The following is a 22,075-nucleotide window of genomic DNA, read 5'->3' as shown; positions in this document are numbered from 1 at the left end:
GCGGCTCCCAACGTCACGTGGTTCAGTATCCCGAAGTACCGAGCGGTTCGCCGTCGTCGCGTCGGCCAATGCTCTGAAGGATCGCCAAGTCGGCCGCGTCGGAAATGAAGCGAACCGATCCGTCGACCATCGCCGCGTGCGCTCCACCGGGATGAAAACTTCCCATCGCCCGATTGGGAACCCCCCAAACGTAGGAGCCCTTCGGCGCGGTGGGGATGGTGGCGGCCGCGTTGGCCGGGTCGAAGTTTCGAACGGGATGGTTGGTCGGTTCGCTGAGAGCGACGGCCTGCGGATCGGGCCCGACGGCTCGGCTCATTGCCGAGTAGGCCCACGTGCGTCCGGTCTGGGCGTCGCCAATGGCGGCCGTCGTCGCGGGAGAGAGTAGGTATTTCGTCTCACCCAAGAGAACGGTCTTGGCGGTACCGTCGGTGGCGTCGCCGATGCGGTGGCTGGAGTTGACGTACATCATGCCGTTATTCCAGATGCCGCGCTGATCGTAGACCCCGCTTCCGGTACTTGCCGCACAGGCTTCGCCGTAGCCCCCGCCTCCCATGCAGCATAGGTAGTTGTTCTCGTTCGCTTCACGGGCCGAGGAAGAGACTGGATTGGAAGGGCATACGTAGTCGCTGTTGAGCTCACGCTGTAGAGCGCGGTTGTGGTTATAGACACTGGCCGAAGCCCCTCCTTCGTAGGAGACGAAGGGGGTGTTAACATTGAATCGATCGTAACGGGCTTGTTGGTCCGCATAGGGCAAAACGAGCACCGTCCAAGGTGCCATCCCGAATCCCGAAGCATCGTTGGCGATTCCGATTCCGCCAGGACAGGAGAAGGGTCGGCGGTGAACCGAGCTCGGTGGCAGGACCCCGTGCGTGTCGGCGTAGTTGTGAAGGGCGACCGCCAGTTGTTTCATCTTGTTGGCGCACTGAGAACGACGAGCCGCTTCGCGGGCTTGCTGAATCGCCGGAAGCAAGAGGCTGACTAGAACACCGATCACCGCGATGACGACCAGGAGTTCAACAAGCGTGAACGCGCGACGATGACGGAACGGCATGGTACCTCTTCCCGTGGTTGAAAATCGAGTTGTGAGAACTCCGAGGGCCCGCGAGTGACAAAACTAACAAGATCTATCGCGCCGCACCAAACCTTTTTCCCTCGGGAGTCGTCACGAACACGAGGTCCGTTGGACGCCAGCCGGTTGATACAATGAACCCGATGTCGCGTCCGTGAGCGGAAGGCTCGCCACGGCGTTCGCGTCTGGAGGAGATTCCCGCACATCATGCCCGAGCTTCCCGAGGTCGAAACCGTCGTGCGCCAAATCCGCCCGAAAACCCTCGGGCGTCAGATCCTGAGCGTGCGCAAAGCTTCGGCGAGTATGGCCGACTGTCCCTTCGGAACCTTCCGCAAGCACCTACCCGGACAGACGATCGAACGTCTCGATCGCCACGGCAAGTGGATGTTCTTTCGACTCTCCGACGGCAACACCCTCGTCATTCACCTCGGCATGACGGGACGCCTCGGCATCGCCCATCATGGGGAGCCCCCCGCCAAGCACACCCACTTGCGGCTCGATCTCGGCGTCGAGGAAGAGCTTCGTTTCAGCGATCCCCGGCGTTTCGGGGAGCTTTGCCTCTACGATTCCTCGACGATGCACGAGCGATTCGGCCCCCATCGGCTCGGTCCCGACTCGACGACGATCACGCCCAAGGCGTGGGAAACGGCGATTCGCAAATCGCGCCGACCGATCAAGGCGATTCTGCTCGACCAGCGGGCCGTCGCCGGTCTGGGGAACATCTACGTCGACGAGATCCTCTTCGATGGCCAGGTCGCTCCCGCCCGGCTCGGAGTTACTATCACGACCGAGGAAGCCAAGCGTCTGCACCGTTCGATGCGTCTCGTCCTTGGGCGGGCCCTGAAGCATCAAGGGACCAGTATTCGCGATTATGTGACCGGTCAGGGCGTTCCCGGCGATTTTCAGCGGTACTTGCGCGTGTACGGTCGAGCGAATCAGCCTTGCAAAAACTGCTCCGCTCCGATCGAATTGACACGTACAGTAGTCTCCGGACGGGCGACGCACTGGTGTCCCATCTGTCAAACGATGGAAGTGGCGCCAACTGAATCGCTCTCGGCAAACCGCTAGCCAGGACTCGGCATCCTGGGAACATGGAGTGTGCCCGCGTCGTCAAGCTGGGAGGTTGGCGAACGGGATAGCGGTCATGGCTGGGAACGCGTGGCAGCCCATCTGCACCAAAGGAGTCATGGGGCGACGAGGTGACATCGGCACGCGGTAGCGCGACCCCGTGGTCGACTGCCAAACGCCTTCCCAACGCCCACGCATTATGTCGTATCGGACGATCAAGAGACTCCTGGGGGAAACGAGCCTGGAGCGGAAGTGCCGACTTCTGCTCGGCGGCGGTATCCTCATCTTGATCTTGCTCAGCTTCTTTTTCTACGGCTACCAGACGGAAAAACTGGTCTGGGACCAAACCGAACTCTCCGGCGAAATGCTCGCCTACCGCGTCCTCCTCGAAACCCATTGGCCCGACAGCGGCGAAGAGCCGAACGGCGACGATCCCGTCAGCGAACGGGAACTTGCGGAGCGGGAACTGCCCGACGAGTTGGCCAAGGAGTTCCCCTCAAAACAGCAGGGGGAGCAAAAGCCGCCCGAGTGGGTCAATTATACCTCCCGCTTCCTCCGCTCGAAGAGCAACGACCTGCGCCACATTCCGCAGACTGAATGGGAGCGGGAGAGCATGCGTCTGCTCGAACGGCGCGATCGCACCGAGGTGACGCATATCAACCGCGAACACGACTTTTTCGAGTACCTGCGGGCGATCACGGCGCAGCAGTCGTGCTTGAAATGTCATCCGACGGCGCTCGATCGCAAGCTCGGTTACGCCGATCTGAAGGAGGGGGACATGATGGCCGCGATCGCCATCAAGATTCCGCTCAGCGACACCGAGTTGGCCGTCAACGTCAATCGGGCGATCTTGCTCGCTTTCGCGATTGGCACCGCGATCCTCGCGATGCTCTTCGCGTACGTCACCGTTCGCTACGTCATCGTCAAGCCGGTGGCCCACCTCAAGGAGGTCAGCGAGGAGATTGCCAGCGGCAACCTCGATATTCGCAGTAACATCGAGACCGGCGACGAATTCCAAGAGCTGAGCCATGCCTTTAACCGCATGTTGCGGCGACTGGTGTCGATGCAGGACGAGCTGCGCAACGTCAACGCGAGCCTCGACCACAAGCTCGACGAACTCGCCCGCGCCAACATGGCCCTCTTCGAGATGAACCGCCTCAAGAGCGACTTTCTGGCGACGATCAGCCACGAATTGCGCACACCGCTGAACAGTATCCTCGGGTTCAGCGACCTACTCGCGGAAGTGCAGGGGCTCGAGCAAAAACAGCAGCGCTGGGTCGGCAACATTCAGAGCTCGGGCAAGATGCTGCTCAACATGATCAACGACATTCTCGACCTCGCCAAACTCGAGGCGGGCAAGATGCAGTTGCACATCGAGGACTTCAGCCTGCGCGACGTTGTCGAGGGGCTGATTCAGATGACGCTCCCGCTCGCCGACAAGAAGAATATCGCCCTGGAGGCCGAGATCGAGTCGTCGATCCCGATCCTGCACCAAGACAGTGGCAAGCTGCAACAGATCATCTCCAACTTGCTCTCCAACGCGATCAAGTTCACGCCCGAGGGGGGACGAATCGTCGTGATCTGCAATCCGGAGGGCAACCGCGTCGCGATCAGCGTCGCCGACAACGGCATCGGCATCGCCCCCGAGGACCAGCAGCTCGTCTTTGAAAAGTTCCGCCAATCCGAGAGCGGGCTGACGCGGATGCATGGCGGCACCGGGCTCGGTCTGTCGATCGTTCGCGAGCTAACCAAGCTCCTCGGCGGAGACGAGGTCAAGCTCGAAAGCGAGGTCGGCCGCGGCAGCACCTTCCTGATCCGCATTCCGATGCACCTGGAGTCGCGCGATCCCATGGAACTCAGTTTGGGCGACGACGCGCTGGAGTTCTCCAAGGCCCGCGAACTCGAGATTCGTTACTACTCCTCCCAGGATCGAGCGGTCAACGCCGACAGCTCCGGTTGACCCTCGCGTTCCTCTTTCGATGAATGAAACCCTGCGTCCCGCGCCTCCGCGAGGGAGGTGAATGAGGGACGTCCGCGAATGCCATCACGATGGTCCATGCTCGGGGTCTTGAATGAGCCAGCCGAAACTCGTCCTGGGAACACGAAACCTGAAGAAACGCGATGAACTCGAAACCCTGCTCGGGGTCAAGGGACTCGCCGTCGTCACGCTCGCAGACTACGATGAGGTGCCGGAGGTCGTCGAGGATGGAGCGACCTTCATGGCCAACGCGCGCAAGAAGGCGATCGAGCTCTCCCAGGCCCTCGGCGTTTGGGTGCTCGGCGAGGACAGCGGTCTATGCGTCGACGCGATCGACGGGGCGCCGGGAATTTATTCGGCCCGGTACTCGGGCGAGCCTTGCGACGATGAACGCAACAACGACAAGTTGCTCGACGCTCTCGCGGACGTTCCCGACGAGCGGCGCACGGCGCACTACGTTTGTACGATTGCGATCGCCGATCCGACGGGAACGATTCGCGGTGAGGCTGAGGGAAAGTGTCACGGGCGGATCATTCGCGAGCGCCGTGGCGGCAACGGCTTCGGCTACGATCCACTCTTTCTCATTCCGTCGGAGGGGAGGACCTTCGGGGAACTGAGCAGCGAGTTCAAGCACTCGTGTAGTCACCGCTCGGTCGCGGTGCGCGAACTGCGTCCGCAAGTCGTCTCCCTACTCGAGGCCGGGGCCTGGTCAATGGGCTAGATGCTCCTTCTTCGGGTGCCACTGGCTGCTCGTCAGCCAGGGTTCGCAACGTGGGGCCAAACCGATGTCACTGTCGACGGGGGCCCGAGGAGTGGCAATCTCAACTCCCGCTTGCCCGAGGAGCTAGTGCTTTGTCGAATACTAGATTTCGGGTTGGGGACGCACGATCACTTCTCGCTGGCTGACCGGCAGCCAGAGCCACCCGAACTCTTGGATCCGACAAAGCACCAAGTTCCATTTCCGCAAGTGGGTCAGGGGAATCGTTGGCCGTCGCTGGCTGCGACGGTATACAAAGCGCGAGTTCGATCTCGGCGCAAGGCTGCGCAACAGGAACCGTCAGCAGTGGATGCGATGAACTTGCAGTCACGCTGGAATGGAAACTCGTGAACGCGGCAACGGTGCGGGATGCCAAGCATCGCAAGAGCCGATGACTTGCCCGATCGCGCCGCTCGACACGTCGTTCCTTCCGCGATGTTGGATGAATCTCCCCAAGTCCTTCATGGAGAACGACGCGATGAAGTTTCTCTCCCGCTTGCTTGTCCTCGGACTATTCGCCACGCCGGTAAGCGCCGGCCAAATCAACGACTGGGTGAATCCCGACACCGGATGGGTCGTCTATCTCTGCACGCAGGGAGATACCTCGATCGCGCTGGCGCCCGCCGCCGGTTGCAATGTCTACTCGATCAAGTACCAAGGCGTCGAAATGCTTCGGCAGCCTGAGTCGCTCACGGAGCTTAAGAAGGGACCGGAGTACGGCACGCCCATCCTTTACCCGACTCCCGGCAAGGTGCGCGACGCCAAGTTCTTTTACAAGGGGGAGAACTACTCCTTCACCCCCAACGAGGGGCCGCACTTCGCCCACGGCGTCGTCTTCAACGCTCCCTTCGAAGTCGTCAACACCAGCTCCGACGACGAGTCGACGACCGTCACCTGTGCCCTCAACTTCACGCCCGAGACCCCTTGGGGAAAGAGTTTCCCCTTCGCCCACAAGCTGATCGTCGAGGTCTCCGTCACCGCCAAGGGTGTTCGCTGGACCTATACCGTCGACAACAGCAATGGTCAGAAGTCGGTGCCCTACGGTTTCGGTCTGCATCCCTGGTTCGTCTATCACGGCAGCCGGGCCAACTCGTACCTGACGGTTCCCGCCGCGAACCTGATGGAGGCGGACGAACTGCTCCCCAGCGGTCGGCTTCTGACGCTCGGCGGTAAGTACGTCGATGGCGAGATCGAGTTCGGCAGCAAGCAACCGGTCGGCAAGCCGGTCTCGCTCGGCAACTTCGTCGCGGACAACCTCTACTATGGCCTACGCCCGGAGCAGCCGATCGTGGTGAACTTCCGGGACGCGAGCAAGGAGATTGGCCTGTTCGGGTCGACGAACTTCAACCACGCGTTCGTCTACACGCCGATGAAGCCCTATTTCAGCATCGTCAACTCGACGAGTGCCTCCGATGCGCACAACTTGCACGCGAAGGGGCAGGAAAAGACCGCCAATCTCTTGGTGACTGAGGGAGGTGGCAAGGACACGGGTTGGGTCGAGCTTCGCATGAAGTATTTCGGCCCGACCGACCAGGTGATCACCGCGCCGCAATAGTCATCGGGTTGCCACGTCGAGCCCCGATGGTCATGGGGCAATCGTCCTTCCTCTCTGGCGAGCCCCGGTTGATTCAACCGGGGCCGACCCTGTCGGCAAGAAGTCCCTGGGAAAACGCCGTTCGAGAAGAGTGGATCGGGTTGGCGTTCGACCACTTGTCCGAGACTTCTTGCGGCTTCGCCGCCCCGGTAGCGAAGCAACCGGGGCTAGCCGAATGGACTTGGTAGCGGAGCAACCGGGGCTGGCCGAATAGACCTCTCTCTGGCGAGCCCCGGTTGATTCAACCGGGGCCGACCCTGTCGGCAAGAAGTCCCTGGGAAAACGCCGTTTGAGAAGAGTGGATCGGGTTGGCGTTCGGCCACTTGTCCGAGACTTCTTGCGGCTTCGCCGCCCCGGTAGCGAAGCAACCGGGGCTAGCCGAATAGACTTGGTAGCGAAGCAACCGGGGCTGGCCAAATAGACCTCTCTCTGGCGAGCCCCGGTTGATTCAACCGGGGCCGACCCTGTCGGCAAGAAGCCCCTGGGAAAACGCCGTTCGAGAAGAGTGGATCGGGTTGGCGTTCGGCCACTTGTCCGAGACTTCTTGCGGCTTCGCCGCCCCGGTAGCGAAGCAACCGGGGCTAGCCAAATAGACTTGGTAGCAAAGCAACCGGGGCTGGCCGAAGAGACCTCTCTCTGGCGAGCCCCGGTTGATTCAACAGGGGCCGACCCTGTCGGCAAGAAGTCCCTGGGAAAACGCTGTTTGACAAAAAGTGGATCGGGTTGGCGTTCGGCCACTTGTCCGAGACTTCTTGCGGCTTCGCCGCCCCGGTAGCGAAGCAACCGGGGCTAGCCGAATAGACTTGGTAGCGGAGCAACCGGGGCTGGCCGAAGAGGCTTGGTAGCGGAGCAACCGGGGCTGGCCGAATAGACCTCTCTCTGGCGAGCCCCGGTTGATTCAACAGGGGCCGACCCTGTCGGCAAGAAGTCCCTGGGAAAACGCTGTTTGACAAAAAGTGGATCGGGTTGGCGTTCGGCCACTTGTCCGAGACTTCTTGCGGCTTCGCCGCCCCGGTAGCGAAGCAACCGGGGCTAGCCAAATAGACTTGGTAGCAAAGCAACCGGGGCTAGCCAAATAGACCTCTCTCTGGCGAGCCCCGGTTGATTCAACCGGGGCCGACCCTGTCGGCAAGAAGTCCCTGGGAAAACGCCGTTCGACAAAAAGTGGATCAGGTTGGCGTTCGGCCACTTGTCCGAGACTTCTTGCGGCTTCGCCGCCCCGGTAGCGAAGCAACCGGGGCTAGCCAAATAGACTTGGTAGCGGAGCAACCGGGGCTGGCCGAATAGACTTGGTAGCGGAGCAACCGGGGCTGGCCAAATAGACTTGGTAGCGGAGCAACCGGGGTGATCGCTGGAAGATCATGGCGGCGTCGCGGGGATGATTGCCTGTCTTACCCGCATACCTTTCCCTTCTCAACATCCCCGCGTCCTGTGCGATCTCACGTTTCCCCTCCTTTACAACGCCATGAGGGAAACGTTTTCAATTCGACTCCCGAAATGAGGCTGAAAACTCACGCCAGCTTGCCCAAATGCATGTGATTCGGGTTTGGCACGGGGTGTGCAATGGAAAGAGGCCGTCAGAGAAATGTCTCAGAAGGGAGTCGGAACGATGCGTCTTTCACACCGGTTCGAGCAGTTCATCTTCTCGGAAGGGGAAACTTCGGTGCGGGAACTGGCCCAGACCTTTGGGCTGCCCGAGGGACGCTGCCGCGAGGAGATCGAAGGGTTGGTCCCCTTCGGTGTTGGACTCCGAGCGGATGGGACGGTAAGCGTCCTCGACTGACTTCGTGACCAACGTTTCCAGTGACACCGCTGGCAGGCGGAAACTCCGGATGCCGGGGACGAACTCCACGCCGTCCTCGGCCTCCTGGAGGTCTCTTCGCGAACGACGCGCGAGACCTTCTCAGCCACTTCTAGCCGTCAAGTTCCTCGGGGTAGAGTTCGGCGATCTTGCCTGACGCCTCGGCCTCGGCAACCTTCTGCTGCCAAGCCTCCCACGATTTTCCTTCCGCCGTATCCCGGCCCGTGAACTCCAAGCCAACGACATCACGATAAGCGTATCGCCGCGGCGTCTCCTCGTTCTTCGCGAACATCTCGAGGTAGGGCTCGGCCGCGTCGATGTCTCGATTGAAGAGATAGCCGACCACCGTTTCTCCAGACGTCAGTTCGATCGTCACGTCACCGCGGTAATCGAACGCCTTTTCAATCGAGTCGGAAATGGGAGCACGGGTCTCGTTGGAATTCGTGGTCATGGGCGTCTCTTAGATGTAGCTTCCGGCGACCGAGGCCTTCGCGGTCTTCCAGATGCCTGAGATCGTGAACGTTTGGTCGACCGACGTCGGTTCGAAGCCGGAGTGGACCATGCAATTGCTGCACTTCTGGTTGCCGCTCTTGTGGCCGTACTTGGACCAGTCGGTCGAGTCGAGCAACTCCTGATAGGTCTCGACGTAGCCCTCTTGCTGTAGGTAGCAAGGGCGCTGCCAGCCGAAGATGTTGTACGTCGGAATGCCCCACGGGGTGCAGTCGTACTGTTCGTGCCCCATGAGGTAGCGGATGAAGAGCGACGACTGGTTGAATCGCCAGTGCCGTTTCGGCTTGGAGAAGATACTGCGAAAGAGCGACTGAGTTTTCTCGCGGCCGAGGAAGTGCTGTTGGTCGGGCGCCTTGGGATAGCTGTATCCGGGCGAGACCATCATTCCCTCGACGCCGAGCTTCATCATGTCGTCGAAGAAGCCGCGAATCCTGTTCGGATCGGTCCCCTCGAAGAGGGTCGTGTTGGTCGTGACCCGGAAGCCGCGACCGATCGCTTCCTTGATCGCGTCGACGGCGATGTCGTAGGTCCCCATGCGGCAGACGGCGAAGTCGTGCTCCTTGCGCGGGCCATCCATGTGTACGGAGAAGCTCAGGAATTTCGTCGGTTTGAAGAGATCGAGCTTTTCCTTCAGCAGCAGCCCGTTGGTGCAGAGGTAAACGTAGCGTTTGCGCTCGACCAGGCCCGCGACAATCTCGTCGATCCGCGGGTGCATGAGCGGTTCGCCCCCGGGGATCGAAACCAGCGGAGCACCGCATTCCTCGACGGCGGCGAAGCATTGCTCGGGGGAGAGTTGCCGTTTGAGGATATGGGCCGGGTACTGGATCTTGCCGCAGCCGGCGCACGCGAGGTTACAGCGAAAGAGCGGTTCGAGCATGAGGACCAGTGGGTAACGCTCGGTGCCGCGCAGTCGGTTGCTCAACACGTAGCGAGCGACGGTCCACATCTGGGAAATAGGTACGGCCATCGTGATTCTTTCAGAGCGGAAGGTGTCCTAGCAGCCGTTGAACGAACCGCCAGTGCTTCGTCACCAATCGGATTGCGTGTTGGCGGAGCCCAACTCCTTGGCACCGGCTGACAAGCAGCCAGTGGCACCCGACATTTGGAACCCGAACATTGAAATGGACCAGCCCACTAGCCATCGAGAAGACGGGATCCGTTCGCCACCATGTCGGCGTTCTCTTGGGCCGAGGTGTGGGCCTGCGACAACGCCATGAGCGGAAAGACAAGTCGATAGTAATGGTACCGGAGGTAGAAGACCTTGGGAAACCCGGTTCCGGTGAAGTAGGGCTCGTCCCAGCTTCCGTCGTCGTTTTGGGTGCGGAGCAGATATTCGACCCCCTTGGCGACTTCGGGAGAGTCCCCCTCGCCGGCGGCGATCAGTCCCAAGATGGCCCAGGCCGTTTGAGAGGGAGTCGCCGGACCTTGGCCCATCAGGTTTCGGTCGGCGTAGCTGCTGGCGGTCTCTCCCCAACCCCCCTCGGGTTGCTGGACCGACTTGAGCCACTTGACGCCCTTGCGGATCCGCTCGTCGGACATGTTGAAGCCGATCGCCGAGAGCCCAACGAGCGTCTGCCAAGTTCCGTAAATGTAGTTGACGCCCCACCGGCCGAACCAGCATCCTTCGGGCTCTTGGTGGCGAAGGATGAAGTTGACCGCCTCGTCGATACGCTGTTCGCCGACCCGGTGACCGAAGCGGGCGAGCATTTCCAGCACGCGAGCGGTGATATCGGGACAGCTCGGATCGAGCATCGCGTTGTGATCAGCGAAGGGGATCGATTCGAGGACGGTGTTGTTGATGTCCCGATCGAAGGCGGCCCAGCCGTAGTCGGAGCACTGCATGCTCCAAATCCAGTCGTAGGCCCGGCGAAGTGTCGCCTTGACGTCGGAGAGTTCCTCGCAGGAGGTCCGTTTGAGCGCCATCATGACCAGGGCCGTGTCGTCGACATCGGCGTAGAAGTCATTGCGATACTCGAACGCCCAACCGCTCGGCTCGACGCCGGGATTGTTGACTCCCCAGTCGCCGACGCGGCGGATCTCCCGGCCGAGGAGCCACTCGGCCGACTGCCGCAGGACGCCGTGATCGGGTGAGAGGCCGGCATCGGCGAGAGCCACCGTGGCCCAACCCGTGTCCCAAACGGGAGAGACGCAGGGCTGAATGCGGATGGTGTCGTCTTCCTCGATGATCAAGTCATTGAGTTGCTTCCACGCCCACTGCATCTGAGGGGATTCGTCCGCATAGCCCAGGCAGCGAAGCGCGAGGATGGTGTAGACCATCGGCGGGAAGATCGCGCCGACGCCGTCACTCCCCTCGAAGTGTTCGAGCATCCACGTCTCCGCCAAGCGAAGCGACCGCTTGCGGACGAAAGCGGGGGCGAACCGCTCGTAGACCTTCAGGCCGCGATCGACGACGCGGAAGAAGTTGGCCCACGAGAAGTAGGGTTTCTCGAAGAGGCTCGCCTTGGGGAGATCCTTGGGGCTGGGCGGCGAGCAGTAAAGCTCGCTGATCCCCATCGACTCCGGTAATTCGTTGGTCGGTTGGAATGCGCGAAAGATGCTCAGCGGGACGACGATCGTCCGCGTCCACGAGGACATCGCGTAGATGTTGATCGGGAACCACGTCGGCAGCAGCAGCAATTCCGGCGGCACTGAGGGGCAGTGGTTGTAAGGGATCTGGCCCAGGGCGGCGAAGTAGAAGCGGGTGAAGCTGTTGACGGATTCGGCGCCGCCGAGACGAAGGACGACCTCGCGGGCGCGTCGCATCGGCGTGCTGTCGGGGTCGTGGCCGGCGATTTTCAGGGCGAAGTAGGCCTTGGCGGTGACGCCGACATCGGGCGGTCCGCCAGGATAGTTGGCCCAACCCCCTTCGGGGCCTTGGGTTTTCAAGAGGTAGCGGGCACACTTCTCGATCCGCGGGTCGTCGAGCTTGCCGCAGATCGCCAGGAGCAGGACGTATTCGGACTCGAGGATCGTGTCGCCTTCGAGTTCGGCGCACCAGTGGCCGTCATCGTGCTGCAGGGAGACGAGAAAATCGGCGGATCGTGCGATCCCCATCTCGAGTGCTTCGAGATCCGACTCCATTGGTGTCGAGTCGGACCCGTCCTGGGCTGACGGTTCCGCGGCGAGCGCCCGTGAATTCATGGTCCACGCGTCCTTGATGTTGAAGGCCGATCTAGCGGTATGTCCCTGTCCGTCTCCAGCACCATTGCCAGGGCGCGACAGGCGGACCGTTCTTAAGAACCAAGCATTTTTGGTGCAAGATCAAAGCGGATCGAGCGTTCTCGGTGTCGATCCCCTTGTCGTGACTCTCCGTGGTCCTTTTCCATCAACTTCCCAGGGACATCCGTGGTTCCGAGGCGGTCAACGCCATGATCACCGCTTGGCGGCTTTCTTTTTCGCGGACTTTTTGACGCTCTTGTTTTTGCCCGTGGTGCGGGCGGCCGCTTTGACCGCTTTCTTCGCGGCTTTCTTCTTTGGCGACGCTTTTTTTACTGCTGCGGTTTTGGCCTTCTTCTTGCCCTTGCTCTCTTCTTTGTCGTTCCCGAAGATCGCGTCCCAGTTGGGCACACCGTAGCTTCTGGTGATGGGACCGCTCAACTTGTCTCTCCTTGCCCTTGCCCCGAGTTGCCAGCGACCAAACTCCCTTGCGACGCTCCAACTTGCTTCCGCATTATGCGCATGTGATCAATACTTTCCAGATGAATCAGATGGCCTGGGAGCCTCCGTTTTGCCCATTCCAGGCGGTATTTCACCTAAAGGGTCATACGCAACGATGGCACGTGTCGATTGGTGGTCATTGACAAATGAGGAACTCGCGCTGCAGTGTGACGAGGATCGATACCGCGCCAGCGGTCCCGGCGGGCAGAAGCGGAACAAGACCGAATCGGCCATCCGGCTCCGCCATCGACCGACGTCGCTCATCGTCACCGCCGTCGAGAGTCGTTCCCAGCACGAAAACCGGGCCCGCGCCCTAAGACGGCTCCGCGAGGCGCTCGCCTTCTCCCTGCGTCAACCGATTGACACGGAGAACATTCCGTCCCTTCTCCTCGATGCCGCCCATCATCGTACGCTGCACATCGGGCGGAAGGATCCGTCATTTCTTCCAGTCGCCGCAAGTCTCCTCGATTTACTCGCCGAGAAGGGGGGGCGGCTTTCGACCGTCGGCGACTGCTTGGAAACCAGTACCGGGAGCCTTGTTCGCTTTCTTCGCTCCGAGGGGGACATGTGGAAGGAAGTCCAGCGCATCCGTCGCGAGAACGATTTGCCGTTGCTGCGTTGAGTGGGGAGCGACCGAGGGCCCGGCGGGCATCTGAGGCGACGTGGAAGGTCTTCTTTCCGAATGGAGGGTGCCACGCGCAAAGGTGGAGGTTTTGCCCGATCCATCTATGCGCGTCCCAGAGGCTCCAGTAGAATTGAGGGTAGGGATTGACGCCCACCATGCCCGACAGGGTGACAACTACCGCAGCGGAGGCCGGCGGAACCAGATGATTCACTATACCTGCGATCTTTGCGGGAAACAGATGGCTTCCAACGACAAGGATCGCCATGTGATCCACATCGAGATTCGACCGGCCGACAGCAAGTGGGAACTGACCGAGGAAGACATCGACGAGGACAACCTCGCGAAGGTCAGTCAGCTCATCAAGCAGGCCGAAGGGAAGGGGACCGATCCCTACGACGACCCGACGCCGATTCGGATCCGCTACGACTCCTGCCCCACCTGCAAGGAGAAGTTCCTCAAGAACCCCTTCAATTGCAAGCCGGTCGCCAAGGTGACCTTTAGCGAGAACTAAGCATTTGGGGTTTTCGGATTCGCCGTGCGACACTGGCTGCTTGCAGCCAGTGATTGGCGCACGCTTGGGAACACTGGCTGGCAAGCAGCCCGTGGCACCCTACGCCGGTTGTTCCCAACTACGCCCGTAGCTCGCCACCGAACTTGCTGGTCAGCGCGTCGATGACGGCGGACTGGTAGCCGTCGACTTCGTCGCGGGTGAGGGTTCGCTCCGGCGAGCGGAAGGTCATGCGGAACATCACCGATTTCTTGCCCTTCTCGATCGGCTTGCCGCGGTAGATGTCGACGTAGCGCAGATCTTCCAGAAGAGGCCCAGCCGTCGCGCGAACCGTTCCTTCCAAGTCCGACCATGCGACCACTTCGTCCAGGACGATCGAGAGATCACGCTGCATGCTCGGCTGGTCCGGCAGCGGCGTGACGTGGGCGACGAGCCGCGCCGCGTCGATCAGCGGAGCGACTTGCAACTCGGCTCCCACCACCTGGCCCCGCAAGTCGATCCCGTCGCGGATCTCGTCGGCGATATGCCCGATGACGCCGATCCGCTTGCCGTCCAAGATCATCTCGGCTCCCTCGCCCATTCTAAAGCCGACGACCTCGCGCGGCTTGAACGAGACCCCGAGCCGCAGACGGGTGAAGAGCTGTTCGAGATGACCGCGAACGCTGAAGAAGTTGTACGTCGTCATCAGGCCGACCGCGACCGGCTCCTCCGGCAAGGCGTCTCCCGACCCGGGAAGGTAGATCTGGGCCGACTCGAAGAGGTGAATGTCCTCACAGCCGCGCGCTTCGTTGACGCGGGCGACCGACAGAAGGTTCGGCAAGAGCGACTGCCTGAGCCGGTTTTCTTGCTTTCGGCTGGAGTGCTTGACCAACAGCGGCTCCTCGGTCGACCACGGACGGATCGACTGGACGGTCGCGGCGTCGGTGAAGCTGAAGGTGACCGTCTCGCAGTACCCGAACCCGACGAGCTGATCGCGGAGGATCTTCATCACGCGCTCGTCGGAACGGCGCGGCTCGATGGCCAAGGGGATGGCTCGATCCTCGGGGATGCTGTCGTAGCCGTAGATGCGGCCGACTTCCTCGATCAGGTCGATCTCACGCGTCAGGTCGCGACGGAAGCTCGGCGGCTTGCCCGCGATCACGCCGTCGTCGCGCGATTCGATCTCCATCCCGAGATCCCCGAGAATACGCGCCGCGTCGTCCTCGGCGACCTCGATGCCAAGGACCTTCGGGAGGCGCGCGACCCTAAGGGAGATGGTCGGCCGCTCCGTCTCCTCGGTCCCCAGGTGAATGAAGCCCTTGGCGACCTTCCCGCCGGCGAGCTCTTGGAGAAGGTGGCAGGCCCGATCGCTCGCCCACGCGACCCCCTCGGGGTCGATCTTGCGCTCGAAGCGGTAGGAGGAATCGCTGGAGAGATCGAGTGCGCGCGAGGCGTGCCGCACCCACATCGGGGCGAACTCGGCGGTCTCGAGCAGGATGTTGGTCGTTCCCTCGTGGACTTCGGTTTCGGCGCCGCCCATCACGCCGGCGAGGGCGATGGCTTTCTCCGCGTCGGCGATGACCCCCATCTTCGGGGAAAGCTGAAACGTCCTCTCCTTGTCGACGATGCCGACGAAGGGTTCCCTCTCTTTGGCCGGTCGGACGACGATGCGGTGGTCGGCGAGGCGGTCGTAGTCGAACGCGTGCAGCGGTTGGCCGCACTCGAGCAAGACGTAGTTGGTGATGTCGACGACGTTGTTGATCGGCTTGAGTCCCAAGGATCGCAAGTGTCGTTGCATCCAGGTGGGGCTGGGAGCGATGGTGACTCCCTCGATCACGCGGGCGCGGTACCGCGGGCACCAGTCGTGGGCGTTCCCCTCGATCGAAACGCTGGTCAAGTCCTCGACCGATGTCTTGGATTCATCGAAGCTCGTGTCGGGGAAGAGGAGTTCCTTGCCGAAGAGGACCGCGACCTCACGCGCGACGCCCAAGTGGCCGAGGCAGTCGGGGCGGTTGCTCGTCACCTCCAAGTCGATGGCGAAGTCGCCGTCGACCTCCTCGATGCCTTCGAGGTTCAGTCCGCTCATCATCAAGCGATCGACGAGGGTCTCGATCGACATGTCGAGACGTACGTACTGTTTGAGCCAATTCCAACTGACGATCATGACGCGTCCGTAGCTGATGTCGTTCGGGATGATAGGCGGCCCGCGCGAGGAGCGCCTCGGGGGCCGCGATGCAACGAGTTCCGAATAAGTCTTGGTATGGAAGGGACTGCTTTTGTCGACATCGGCGGGGCTTGGGAGCGGGGGATGACCAGCGATCGGGCGGTCGGACGAAGGGGCGGCGACGATGGGGCCGCTCCGGTCCGATTCGCGTCCCAATGATTGGCCCGGCGACAACCGAGGGCTCGTCTACTTTAAGGCGGGGCGGGGAGGTCAATCCGTTGCGACTCGACTGAGGTCCCCGAGTGGACTCGTCGGCGCATTCGTTTCAGCAGTCACGGTCGCGCTAAGAGTCGCGACCCTTCTCCAATTTCACCAAGATTCCCTCATTCCGCATCAGTCCCGGACTCAGCGGGGGGCGGCATCGTGCATAGTTTCTCCGTGCACCGAGGACGCGAGTAGCCTGTGAGGCCAGTTCCCGCAAGCGTTCTCGGTCGCTGCATGCGGTATCCCTGGAAGCTTCGAAACGACGGTCCAACATCGGTTCGAAACGCGTGGAGGACAGGAATGATCAAGAAGTTCGCCTTGCCCGTCGCGGTCCTGGTCGTCGGCGTTATGTCGACCAGTTCTGCTTGGGCGTTTTGCGGCGGCAAGAAGTACTCCTGCTGTAAGAAGAGTGCTTGTTGCCAGCCCCAATGCTGTTACACGACCTACAAGAAGGTCTGCCAAACTTGCTACAAGACCGTTTGTGAAACGGTTTACGAGAAGCAGACCCGCACCCGTTGCAAGACCGTTTGCGACAAGGTGTGGAAGGAAGAATGCAAGACAGTCATGAAGCCGTGCTACGAGACTCGCTACCGCGAGTGCCAGTACACGGTCTGCAAGCCGGTTTACGAGACCAAGATGGTCGAGAAGCAGATCAACTGCTGCAAGCCGGTTTACGAGACCAAGTACCGGACCTGCTCGTACACGGTCTGCAAGCCGGTTTATTCGACCAAGATGTGCACGAAGAACGTCGTGACCTGCAAGCCGGTCTACGAGACGAAGTATCGCACGTGCACCTACACGGTCTGCAAGCCGGTTTACTCGACCAAGATGTGCACGAAGAACGTCGTGACCTGCAAGCCGGTCTACGAGACGAAGTATCGCACGTGCACCTACAAGGTCTGCAAGCCCGTCTACGAGACCAAGATGGTGACGAAGAACATCGTCACGTGCCGTCCGGTCAAGGAGACGAAGTACCGCGAGTGCACCTACACGGTCTGCAAGCCGGTCTGCGAGACGGTGATGAAGACGGTTCGCCGTTGTGTCACCAAGCCGATCTGCGAGACGAAGACGGTCTGCGAGACGGTCTACGACAAAAAGCAGGTCTGCGAGTGCGTTCCGGGCAAGACCTACTGCAAGAAGGTTCGCGATCCGGGTTGCTGGGTCTGCGATCCCTGCACCTGCAAGCGGAAGTGGGTCAAGGGCCAGAAGCGGACGATCACGTGCAAGGAGCCCGATCGCCACGTGACCCGTTGCGTCAAGGTCCCGCGCACCGTCGCTCGTGAGGTCAAATGCGTTCGCTACGAGAAGAAGATCGTCTGCGAGCAGGTTCCCTGCAAGGTGACCCGCTACGAGAAAGAGACCTGCACCAAGCGGATTCCCTACACGGTCTGCCGCATGGTTCGCGAGTGCAAGCAGGTTCAGTGCCCTGTCCGCACCTGCCGCATGGTCACCGAGTGCAAGACCAAGCAGGTTCCCTACACCGTCTGCCGGATGGTGAAGGATTGCAAGCAGGTCCAGTATCCTGTCCGCACCTGCAAGATGGTCCAAGAGTGCAAGACCAAGCAGGTTCCCTACACCGTCTGCCGGATGGTGAAGGAGTGCAAGCAGGTTCAGTATCCTGTCCGCACCTGCAAGATGGTCAAGGAATGCCGCACCAAGCAGGTTCCTTACCGGGTCTGCCGTATGGAGAACTACTGCAAGACGATCCAGGTTCCGGTGAAGACCTGCCGCATGGAAAAGCAGATCTGCACCAAGAAGGTTCCCTACCGCGTCTGCAAGATGGTTCCCGAGCAGATCAAGTGCAAGAAGTGCGTGCTCGTTCCCCGCAAGGTCGAGGAAACCTACACCGTGTGCGTCCCGCGCAAGGTGACCAAGAAGGTTCCCTACCAGGTCTGCAAGTGCGTCCCGGTCTGCGTCTGCAGCGAGCCGACTTGTGATTCCTGCGACAGCGGTTGCAGCGAGGCTGGCGAGAGTGGTTGTGCCTGCAACGGCGACGACGACTAAGCTCGCGAGCGTGACGTGTCCCACCGAGAACCTGCGAAGGATCTAGGACCAAACGACCTCGAGCGGTCCCCTTCGCGAACCTGACGTTCTCTCCAGAAACCCCCGGCCGGGTCAACCCGCCGGGGGTTTCGCTTTTCATCCCTCCCCGTAGCCGCTACCGTCAACGTGATGATCACTCGTTCGACGAAAGCGACAGGCCCCGATGGATCCGCGGCGACTCCACCTCATCGTCACCTACTTGATGCTCTGCCTCGGCACCACCGCGCTTTGGATGGGCGAGGCCGAATACGTCTTTCCCTACCCGATCCTCGTCGTGGTGTGCGCGATCGTCGCCTACATCTGGGTCGACGGAAAACGTCTCACGAGGATGTCGACGCGACTGGCGAACATTCTCGGACTAATCATCATGACGCTCATCGGCGTGGAGGTCGTTCAAGGAGTCGTCAGCGCCGTCACGGCACTCGCGCACTTTCTCGTTTATCTCCAGGTCGCGATGTTCTTCCGCGAGAAGAGTACCGATGAACTCTGGCGGCTCTACGGGCTCAACCTCCTTCAAGTCGTCATCGGCTGCGTGCTCAGCCAGTCGCCCCTCTTCGGTATGTTGCTGTTGGCGTATCTCTTGCTCGCGGTCCTCTCGTTGGGGCTGTTTCAGCTCGTTCGGCACCAGGACCGACTCGGGCCAGAGATGCTTGGCAAGCGGGTTCGAGTTCCCCGCCTGGCCTTTTCCGGCGTGCTGCGGCGGCTGAGCCTCTTGTTCCTCGCGAGCATTCCCCTCGGGTTGGCGATCTTCTTCTTCGTTCCCCGGGGAGGCGCCATGTTCCACGTCACGACGATCGACGCCTCGAGCGCCTCCTCGCTGCGGACCGGGTTCTCCCACACCGTCAGCCTCGACGAGATGTCGCGAATCCTTGAGAGTGACGACATCGTCTTCGAGGCCTGGGTCACCAACGCCGAGGGCCAGGATGCGCGACTGCCGCCCGAGATCATGTGGCGGGGTAACGTCTACACCTCCTACGTCGACAAGCAATGGCGAACCTCGCCGACCTCCTTCCGGCGCAGCTTGCGCAATTGGTCGAAGCAGCCACCCTTGCAGTCCGATCAGCTCCTCGTCCGGATTGAACAGGAACTCCAGACGGGGGCGTCGCTCTTCGCGCCCAAGCCGCTCTACTGGGCCGAGGTTCACGTTCAGGGCTACGAGGAACGCTACCTTCCCTACGATGGCCGATTGGTGCTTGGCAAGGTCGGCGATCGCAGCGGCGGGGAGCCCAAGGACATCCGCTACTCGTTGATCATTGGCGCCCGCCAGAGTCTGACGCACGATCCATTCGAATTGCCCCCCTCGGCCCGCTACCTCCGGATGGCGACCAGGGTCCCCGACCACCTCGGACGGATGGCCGAACTGGCCCGCAGGCTGACCGCTGACCTCGCCCCCGATCGAGTCGACGAGAAGATTCGCCGTCTGATGACCTACCTCAAAGTCGAAGGTGGGTTCTCCTACTCGCTCGACATCATCCCCGTTGATCAGGGGCTCGACCCGGTCGAGGACTTTCTCTTCGAACGAAAGAGCGGCCATTGCGAATACTTCGCGTCGTCGCTGGCGCTCATGCTTCGGGCGATCGGAATTCCCTCACGCGTTGTCACCGGGTTCAAGGGGGCGTCCTACAACAGCGCCGGCGGCTACTACCGGGTTCGGGAGTACCTCGCCCACAGTTGGGTCGAAGCATACATCCCCGAACTCAAGTCGTGGCGGACACTCGATCCAACCCCCGCCACGGGTCGCGACGAGATCCTGGCGCTGCAGCAGTCCTTGCTCGATCCCGTGATCGACTTCTTCGCGGCGGCGGGCCGCGTCTGGGTGAGTTCGATCATCCAGTACAGCAACCAGGACCAACGTCGCTTCACCTTCGAGTTCCTGAATACCCTGGGGCGGGATCTCTTCGGTTTCTCGGAGGAGAACGCCGAGCCTGCCATGGCGAATGTCGACGAGACGATGCCGGGCTTCTGGTGGATTCCCCGTTGGGCGATTGTGCTGGCGTTCGTCGGAGTGCCGCTACTCTTTCTGGCCTCGTGGGTCGCGCCGTCGCTTTGGCGTCGCTGGCGACGGTATCTCGGGAGATCACCCCGTCGCCGGTCGCTGAGGCCCGGTCAGGTCCTGCCCCTCTATGGGCGTTGGCTGCGGCTCTTAGCGCGACAGGGCGAGCGGCGTCAGGCGACGCAAACGCATCGTGAGTTCGCCCTCGATGTGTCGCTGCGGTGGCAACAGGACCAGGAGCTGCGCCCCTGGGCCGACCTTCCACTTGCGATGGTCGACCGCTACTACGCGGTTCGCCACGGCCATCAGTCCTTGGAGCCAAGCGATGCCAAGGACCTCGAGCAACGTCTCGCTGGGTTCGAGCGGCAGATCAAGTCGAGACGTCGTCCGAGTCCCGCGACGACACTCGCCGGTCGCGAAACGTAGAATGCAGCATGTCCGAACATCGCCCTGGGAGCCGTCACGTTATGATCGTTCGTTTCGTTCCGATGCTGCTCTTGCTCGGTTGCTCCGTCGCGCTGGCGGACGAGGCCGCCAACCGGGACCGCATCCAGCCCTACGCGAAGAACCCGCACTACTGGCAATACAAGGGGAAGCCGGTACTCCTGCTCGGCGGCACCATCGAGGACAATCTCTTTCAACTTGCCGACGTCACCTTCGAGCTCGAGAGTCTCGTCCAGGTAGGGGGGAACTTCGTCCGCAACACGATGAGTTCCCGCGACCAGGGGAACCTTTGGCCCTTCAAGAAGGTTGGCGAGGACTACGACCTCGAGCAGTGGAACGATGAGTATTGGCAGCGTTTCGAGCGGTTCCTGAGTGAAGCGGCCAAACGCGACGTGATCGTTCAACTCGAGGTTTGGGCGACCTTCGACTTCTACCAGGGAACGTGGCGGGACAACAATCCGTTCAACCCAAACCTCAACAGCAACTACAAGCCGGGAGAGGCCAAGCTGCCCATTCGCGTCAACTCGCATCCGACCAGGACCGAGAACCCCTTCTTCGAGACGGTGCCCGGCGAGGACAACAACGAGCTCGTGCTCAAGTACCAACAGCGGTACGTCTCGAAATTGCTCGATCATTCGCTCAACTACGGTAATGTTCTGTACTGCATGGACAATGAGACCTCCGTGACGCCCAAGTGGGGAGCCCACTGGGCGAAGTTCATCCGCGATCGGGCGGCCAAGGAGGGGCTCCACGTCGAGACGACCGAGATGTGGGACTCCTGGGACCTCAAGCATGAGTCGCATCGAGCGACCTTCGATCACCCCGAACTCTACAGCTTTGTCGACCTTTCCCAGAACAACCATCAGCGGGGCCAGCGACACTACGACAACGCGATGGCGATTCGGGAGCGCTTTCTAAAGAGCACGCCCCGGCCGGCCAACAACGTGAAGATCTACGGGGCGGATACCGGCCGTTTTGGCCGGGCACGCGACGGGGTGGAGCGTTTCTGGCGGAGCATCTTCGCGGGGCACGCCGCCGCGCGGTTTCACCGGCCGCCCTCGGGATTGGGTCTGGGCGAGGTCGCTCTTCAGAACCTCCGCGCCGCCCGAGCCTTCACCAACGCGTTCACGATCTTTACCTGCGAGCCGAACAATTCGATCCTCGGTCAACGGGCTCCCAACGAGGCCTACGCCCTGGTCGATCCGGGGAAGGTCTATGCTCTCTATTTCCCCGCACGCGGGTCGGTGACGCTCGACGTGGTCGGCATCGACGCCAAGACATGGTCGGTGCGGTGGTTTCAAATCGGGACCGGCGAGTGGAAAGACGAAGAGACGGCGACGGCCAACTCCGGTCGCCTCACGCTGCAAACCCCCGAGAACGATGCCTGGGGCGTCCTGGTGACACCGAAAGGATAGAGCACTTTCCGGGAACGCTTGCCAACGTCATCTTGGGGGCATTCTCTTGGGTGCCATGCCCACGCTTGCGTGGGCATGCTCGGAGAGGATCACGCTTGCGTGGGCATGCTCAGAGAGGATCACGCTTGCGTGGGCATGCTCAGAGAGGATCACGCTTGCGTGGGCATGCTCAGAGAGGATCACGCTTGCGTGGGCATGCTCGGAGA

General features: G+C 61.4%; 16 protein-coding genes. 10 read left to right on the top strand and 6 right to left on the bottom strand.

Translation table 11 applies throughout. The features are described from left to right. Positions 1–22: 22 nt before the first annotated feature. Positions 23–1,051 (bottom strand): DUF1559 domain-containing protein, encoded by a 1,029-nt coding sequence (locus Pan216_RS01530; RefSeq protein WP_145263534.1) that lies wholly within the window; start codon positions 1,049–1,051, stop codon positions 23–25. 225 nt (positions 1,052–1,276) lie between these two features. Here Pan216_RS01530 and mutM point away from each other — a divergent pair, with 225 nt between their 5' ends. The 5 genes from mutM (at position 1,277) to Pan216_RS27955 (ending at position 8,249) form a co-directional block, all read left to right on the top strand. Then, entirely contained in the window at positions 1,277–2,137 is an 861-nt protein-coding gene (gene mutM, locus Pan216_RS01525; protein ID WP_145253834.1) for a bifunctional DNA-formamidopyrimidine glycosylase/DNA-(apurinic or apyrimidinic site) lyase, read from the top strand. Between the two features lie 199 nt (positions 2,138–2,336). After that, entirely contained in the window at positions 2,337–4,097 is a 1,761-nt protein-coding gene (locus Pan216_RS01520; protein WP_145253831.1) for an ATP-binding protein, read from the top strand. A gap of 112 nt (positions 4,098–4,209) precedes the next feature. Next, a complete protein-coding gene (gene rdgB / locus Pan216_RS01515; protein WP_145253828.1) occupies positions 4,210–4,836 on the top strand; it encodes an RdgB/HAM1 family non-canonical purine NTP pyrophosphatase in 627 nt (208 codons plus the stop codon). 514 nt (positions 4,837–5,350) lie between these two features. Further along, positions 5,351–6,427: an aldose 1-epimerase gene (locus Pan216_RS01510; RefSeq protein ID WP_419193143.1), complete on the top strand. Its 1,077-nt coding sequence runs from the start codon at positions 5,351–5,353 to the stop codon at positions 6,425–6,427. A gap of 1,648 nt (positions 6,428–8,075) precedes the next feature. Continuing rightward, entirely contained in the window at positions 8,076–8,249 is a 174-nt protein-coding gene (locus tag Pan216_RS27955) for a hypothetical protein (RefSeq protein WP_419193142.1), read from the top strand. 130 nt (positions 8,250–8,379) lie between these two features. Here Pan216_RS27955 and Pan216_RS01505 read toward each other — a convergent pair whose 3' ends face one another. From Pan216_RS01505 to Pan216_RS01490, 4 genes are all read right to left on the bottom strand, one after another. Further along, the gene (locus tag Pan216_RS01505; protein ID WP_145253822.1) at positions 8,380–8,718 is read right to left on the bottom strand and encodes a hypothetical protein; all 339 of its coding nucleotides are present in this window, start codon (positions 8,716–8,718) and stop codon (positions 8,380–8,382) included. Between the two features lie 9 nt (positions 8,719–8,727). Beyond that, positions 8,728–9,744, bottom strand: coding sequence for an adenosyl-hopene transferase HpnH (gene hpnH, locus Pan216_RS01500; RefSeq protein WP_145253819.1), 1,017 nt, complete (start codon positions 9,742–9,744; stop codon positions 8,728–8,730). A gap of 167 nt (positions 9,745–9,911) precedes the next feature. Beyond that, positions 9,912–11,918, bottom strand: a complete 2,007-nt coding sequence (gene shc, locus Pan216_RS01495) for a squalene--hopene cyclase (RefSeq protein WP_145253815.1) — start codon at positions 11,916–11,918, stop codon at positions 9,912–9,914. Positions 11,919–12,149: 231 nt separating this feature from the next. Further along, entirely contained in the window at positions 12,150–12,374 is a 225-nt protein-coding gene (locus tag Pan216_RS01490) for an RNA polymerase subunit sigma (RefSeq protein WP_145253813.1), read from the bottom strand. Between the two features lie 175 nt (positions 12,375–12,549). Here Pan216_RS01490 and Pan216_RS01485 point away from each other — a divergent pair, with 175 nt between their 5' ends. Further along, positions 12,550–13,056 carry a peptide chain release factor family protein gene (locus tag Pan216_RS01485; RefSeq protein ID WP_419193141.1) on the top strand — a complete coding sequence of 169 codons (507 nt, stop codon included), beginning with the start codon at positions 12,550–12,552 and terminating at the stop codon, positions 13,054–13,056. 205 nt (positions 13,057–13,261) lie between these two features. Next, positions 13,262–13,570, top strand: a complete 309-nt coding sequence (locus tag Pan216_RS01480) for a hypothetical protein (protein ID WP_145253810.1) — start codon at positions 13,262–13,264, stop codon at positions 13,568–13,570. A gap of 118 nt (positions 13,571–13,688) precedes the next feature. On the opposite strand, the gene pheT is transcribed toward Pan216_RS01480, so the two are convergent. Then, entirely contained in the window at positions 13,689–15,710 is a 2,022-nt protein-coding gene (pheT, locus tag Pan216_RS01475; protein WP_145253807.1) for a phenylalanine--tRNA ligase subunit beta, read from the bottom strand. A gap of 564 nt (positions 15,711–16,274) precedes the next feature. On the opposite strand from pheT, the gene Pan216_RS01470 reads away from it, so the two are divergent. The 3 genes from Pan216_RS01470 to Pan216_RS01460 all read left to right on the top strand — a co-directional run bounded on the left by Pan216_RS01470 (position 16,275) and on the right by Pan216_RS01460 (position 21,869). Further along, on the top strand, positions 16,275–17,978 hold the full coding sequence (locus Pan216_RS01470; protein ID WP_419193140.1) for a hypothetical protein: 1,704 nt from the start codon (positions 16,275–16,277) through the stop codon (positions 17,976–17,978). 202 nt (positions 17,979–18,180) lie between these two features. Next, on the top strand, positions 18,181–20,436 hold the full coding sequence (locus tag Pan216_RS01465; RefSeq protein ID WP_145253802.1) for a transglutaminase TgpA family protein: 2,256 nt from the start codon (positions 18,181–18,183) through the stop codon (positions 20,434–20,436). A 41-nt stretch (positions 20,437–20,477) separates the two neighbouring features. Next, positions 20,478–21,869, top strand: a complete 1,392-nt coding sequence (locus Pan216_RS01460) for a hypothetical protein (protein ID WP_145253799.1) — start codon at positions 20,478–20,480, stop codon at positions 21,867–21,869. The last annotated feature ends 206 nt before the right edge of the window (positions 21,870–22,075 follow it).

This window comes from Kolteria novifilia, from assembly GCA_007748055.1.
GTDB classification, from domain to species: domain Bacteria; phylum Planctomycetota; class Planctomycetia; order Kolteriales; family Kolteriaceae; genus Kolteria; species Kolteria novifilia.
Note: the sequence above shows the minus strand (reverse complement) of the source record. Positions and strands in the feature narration are given on the sequence as shown.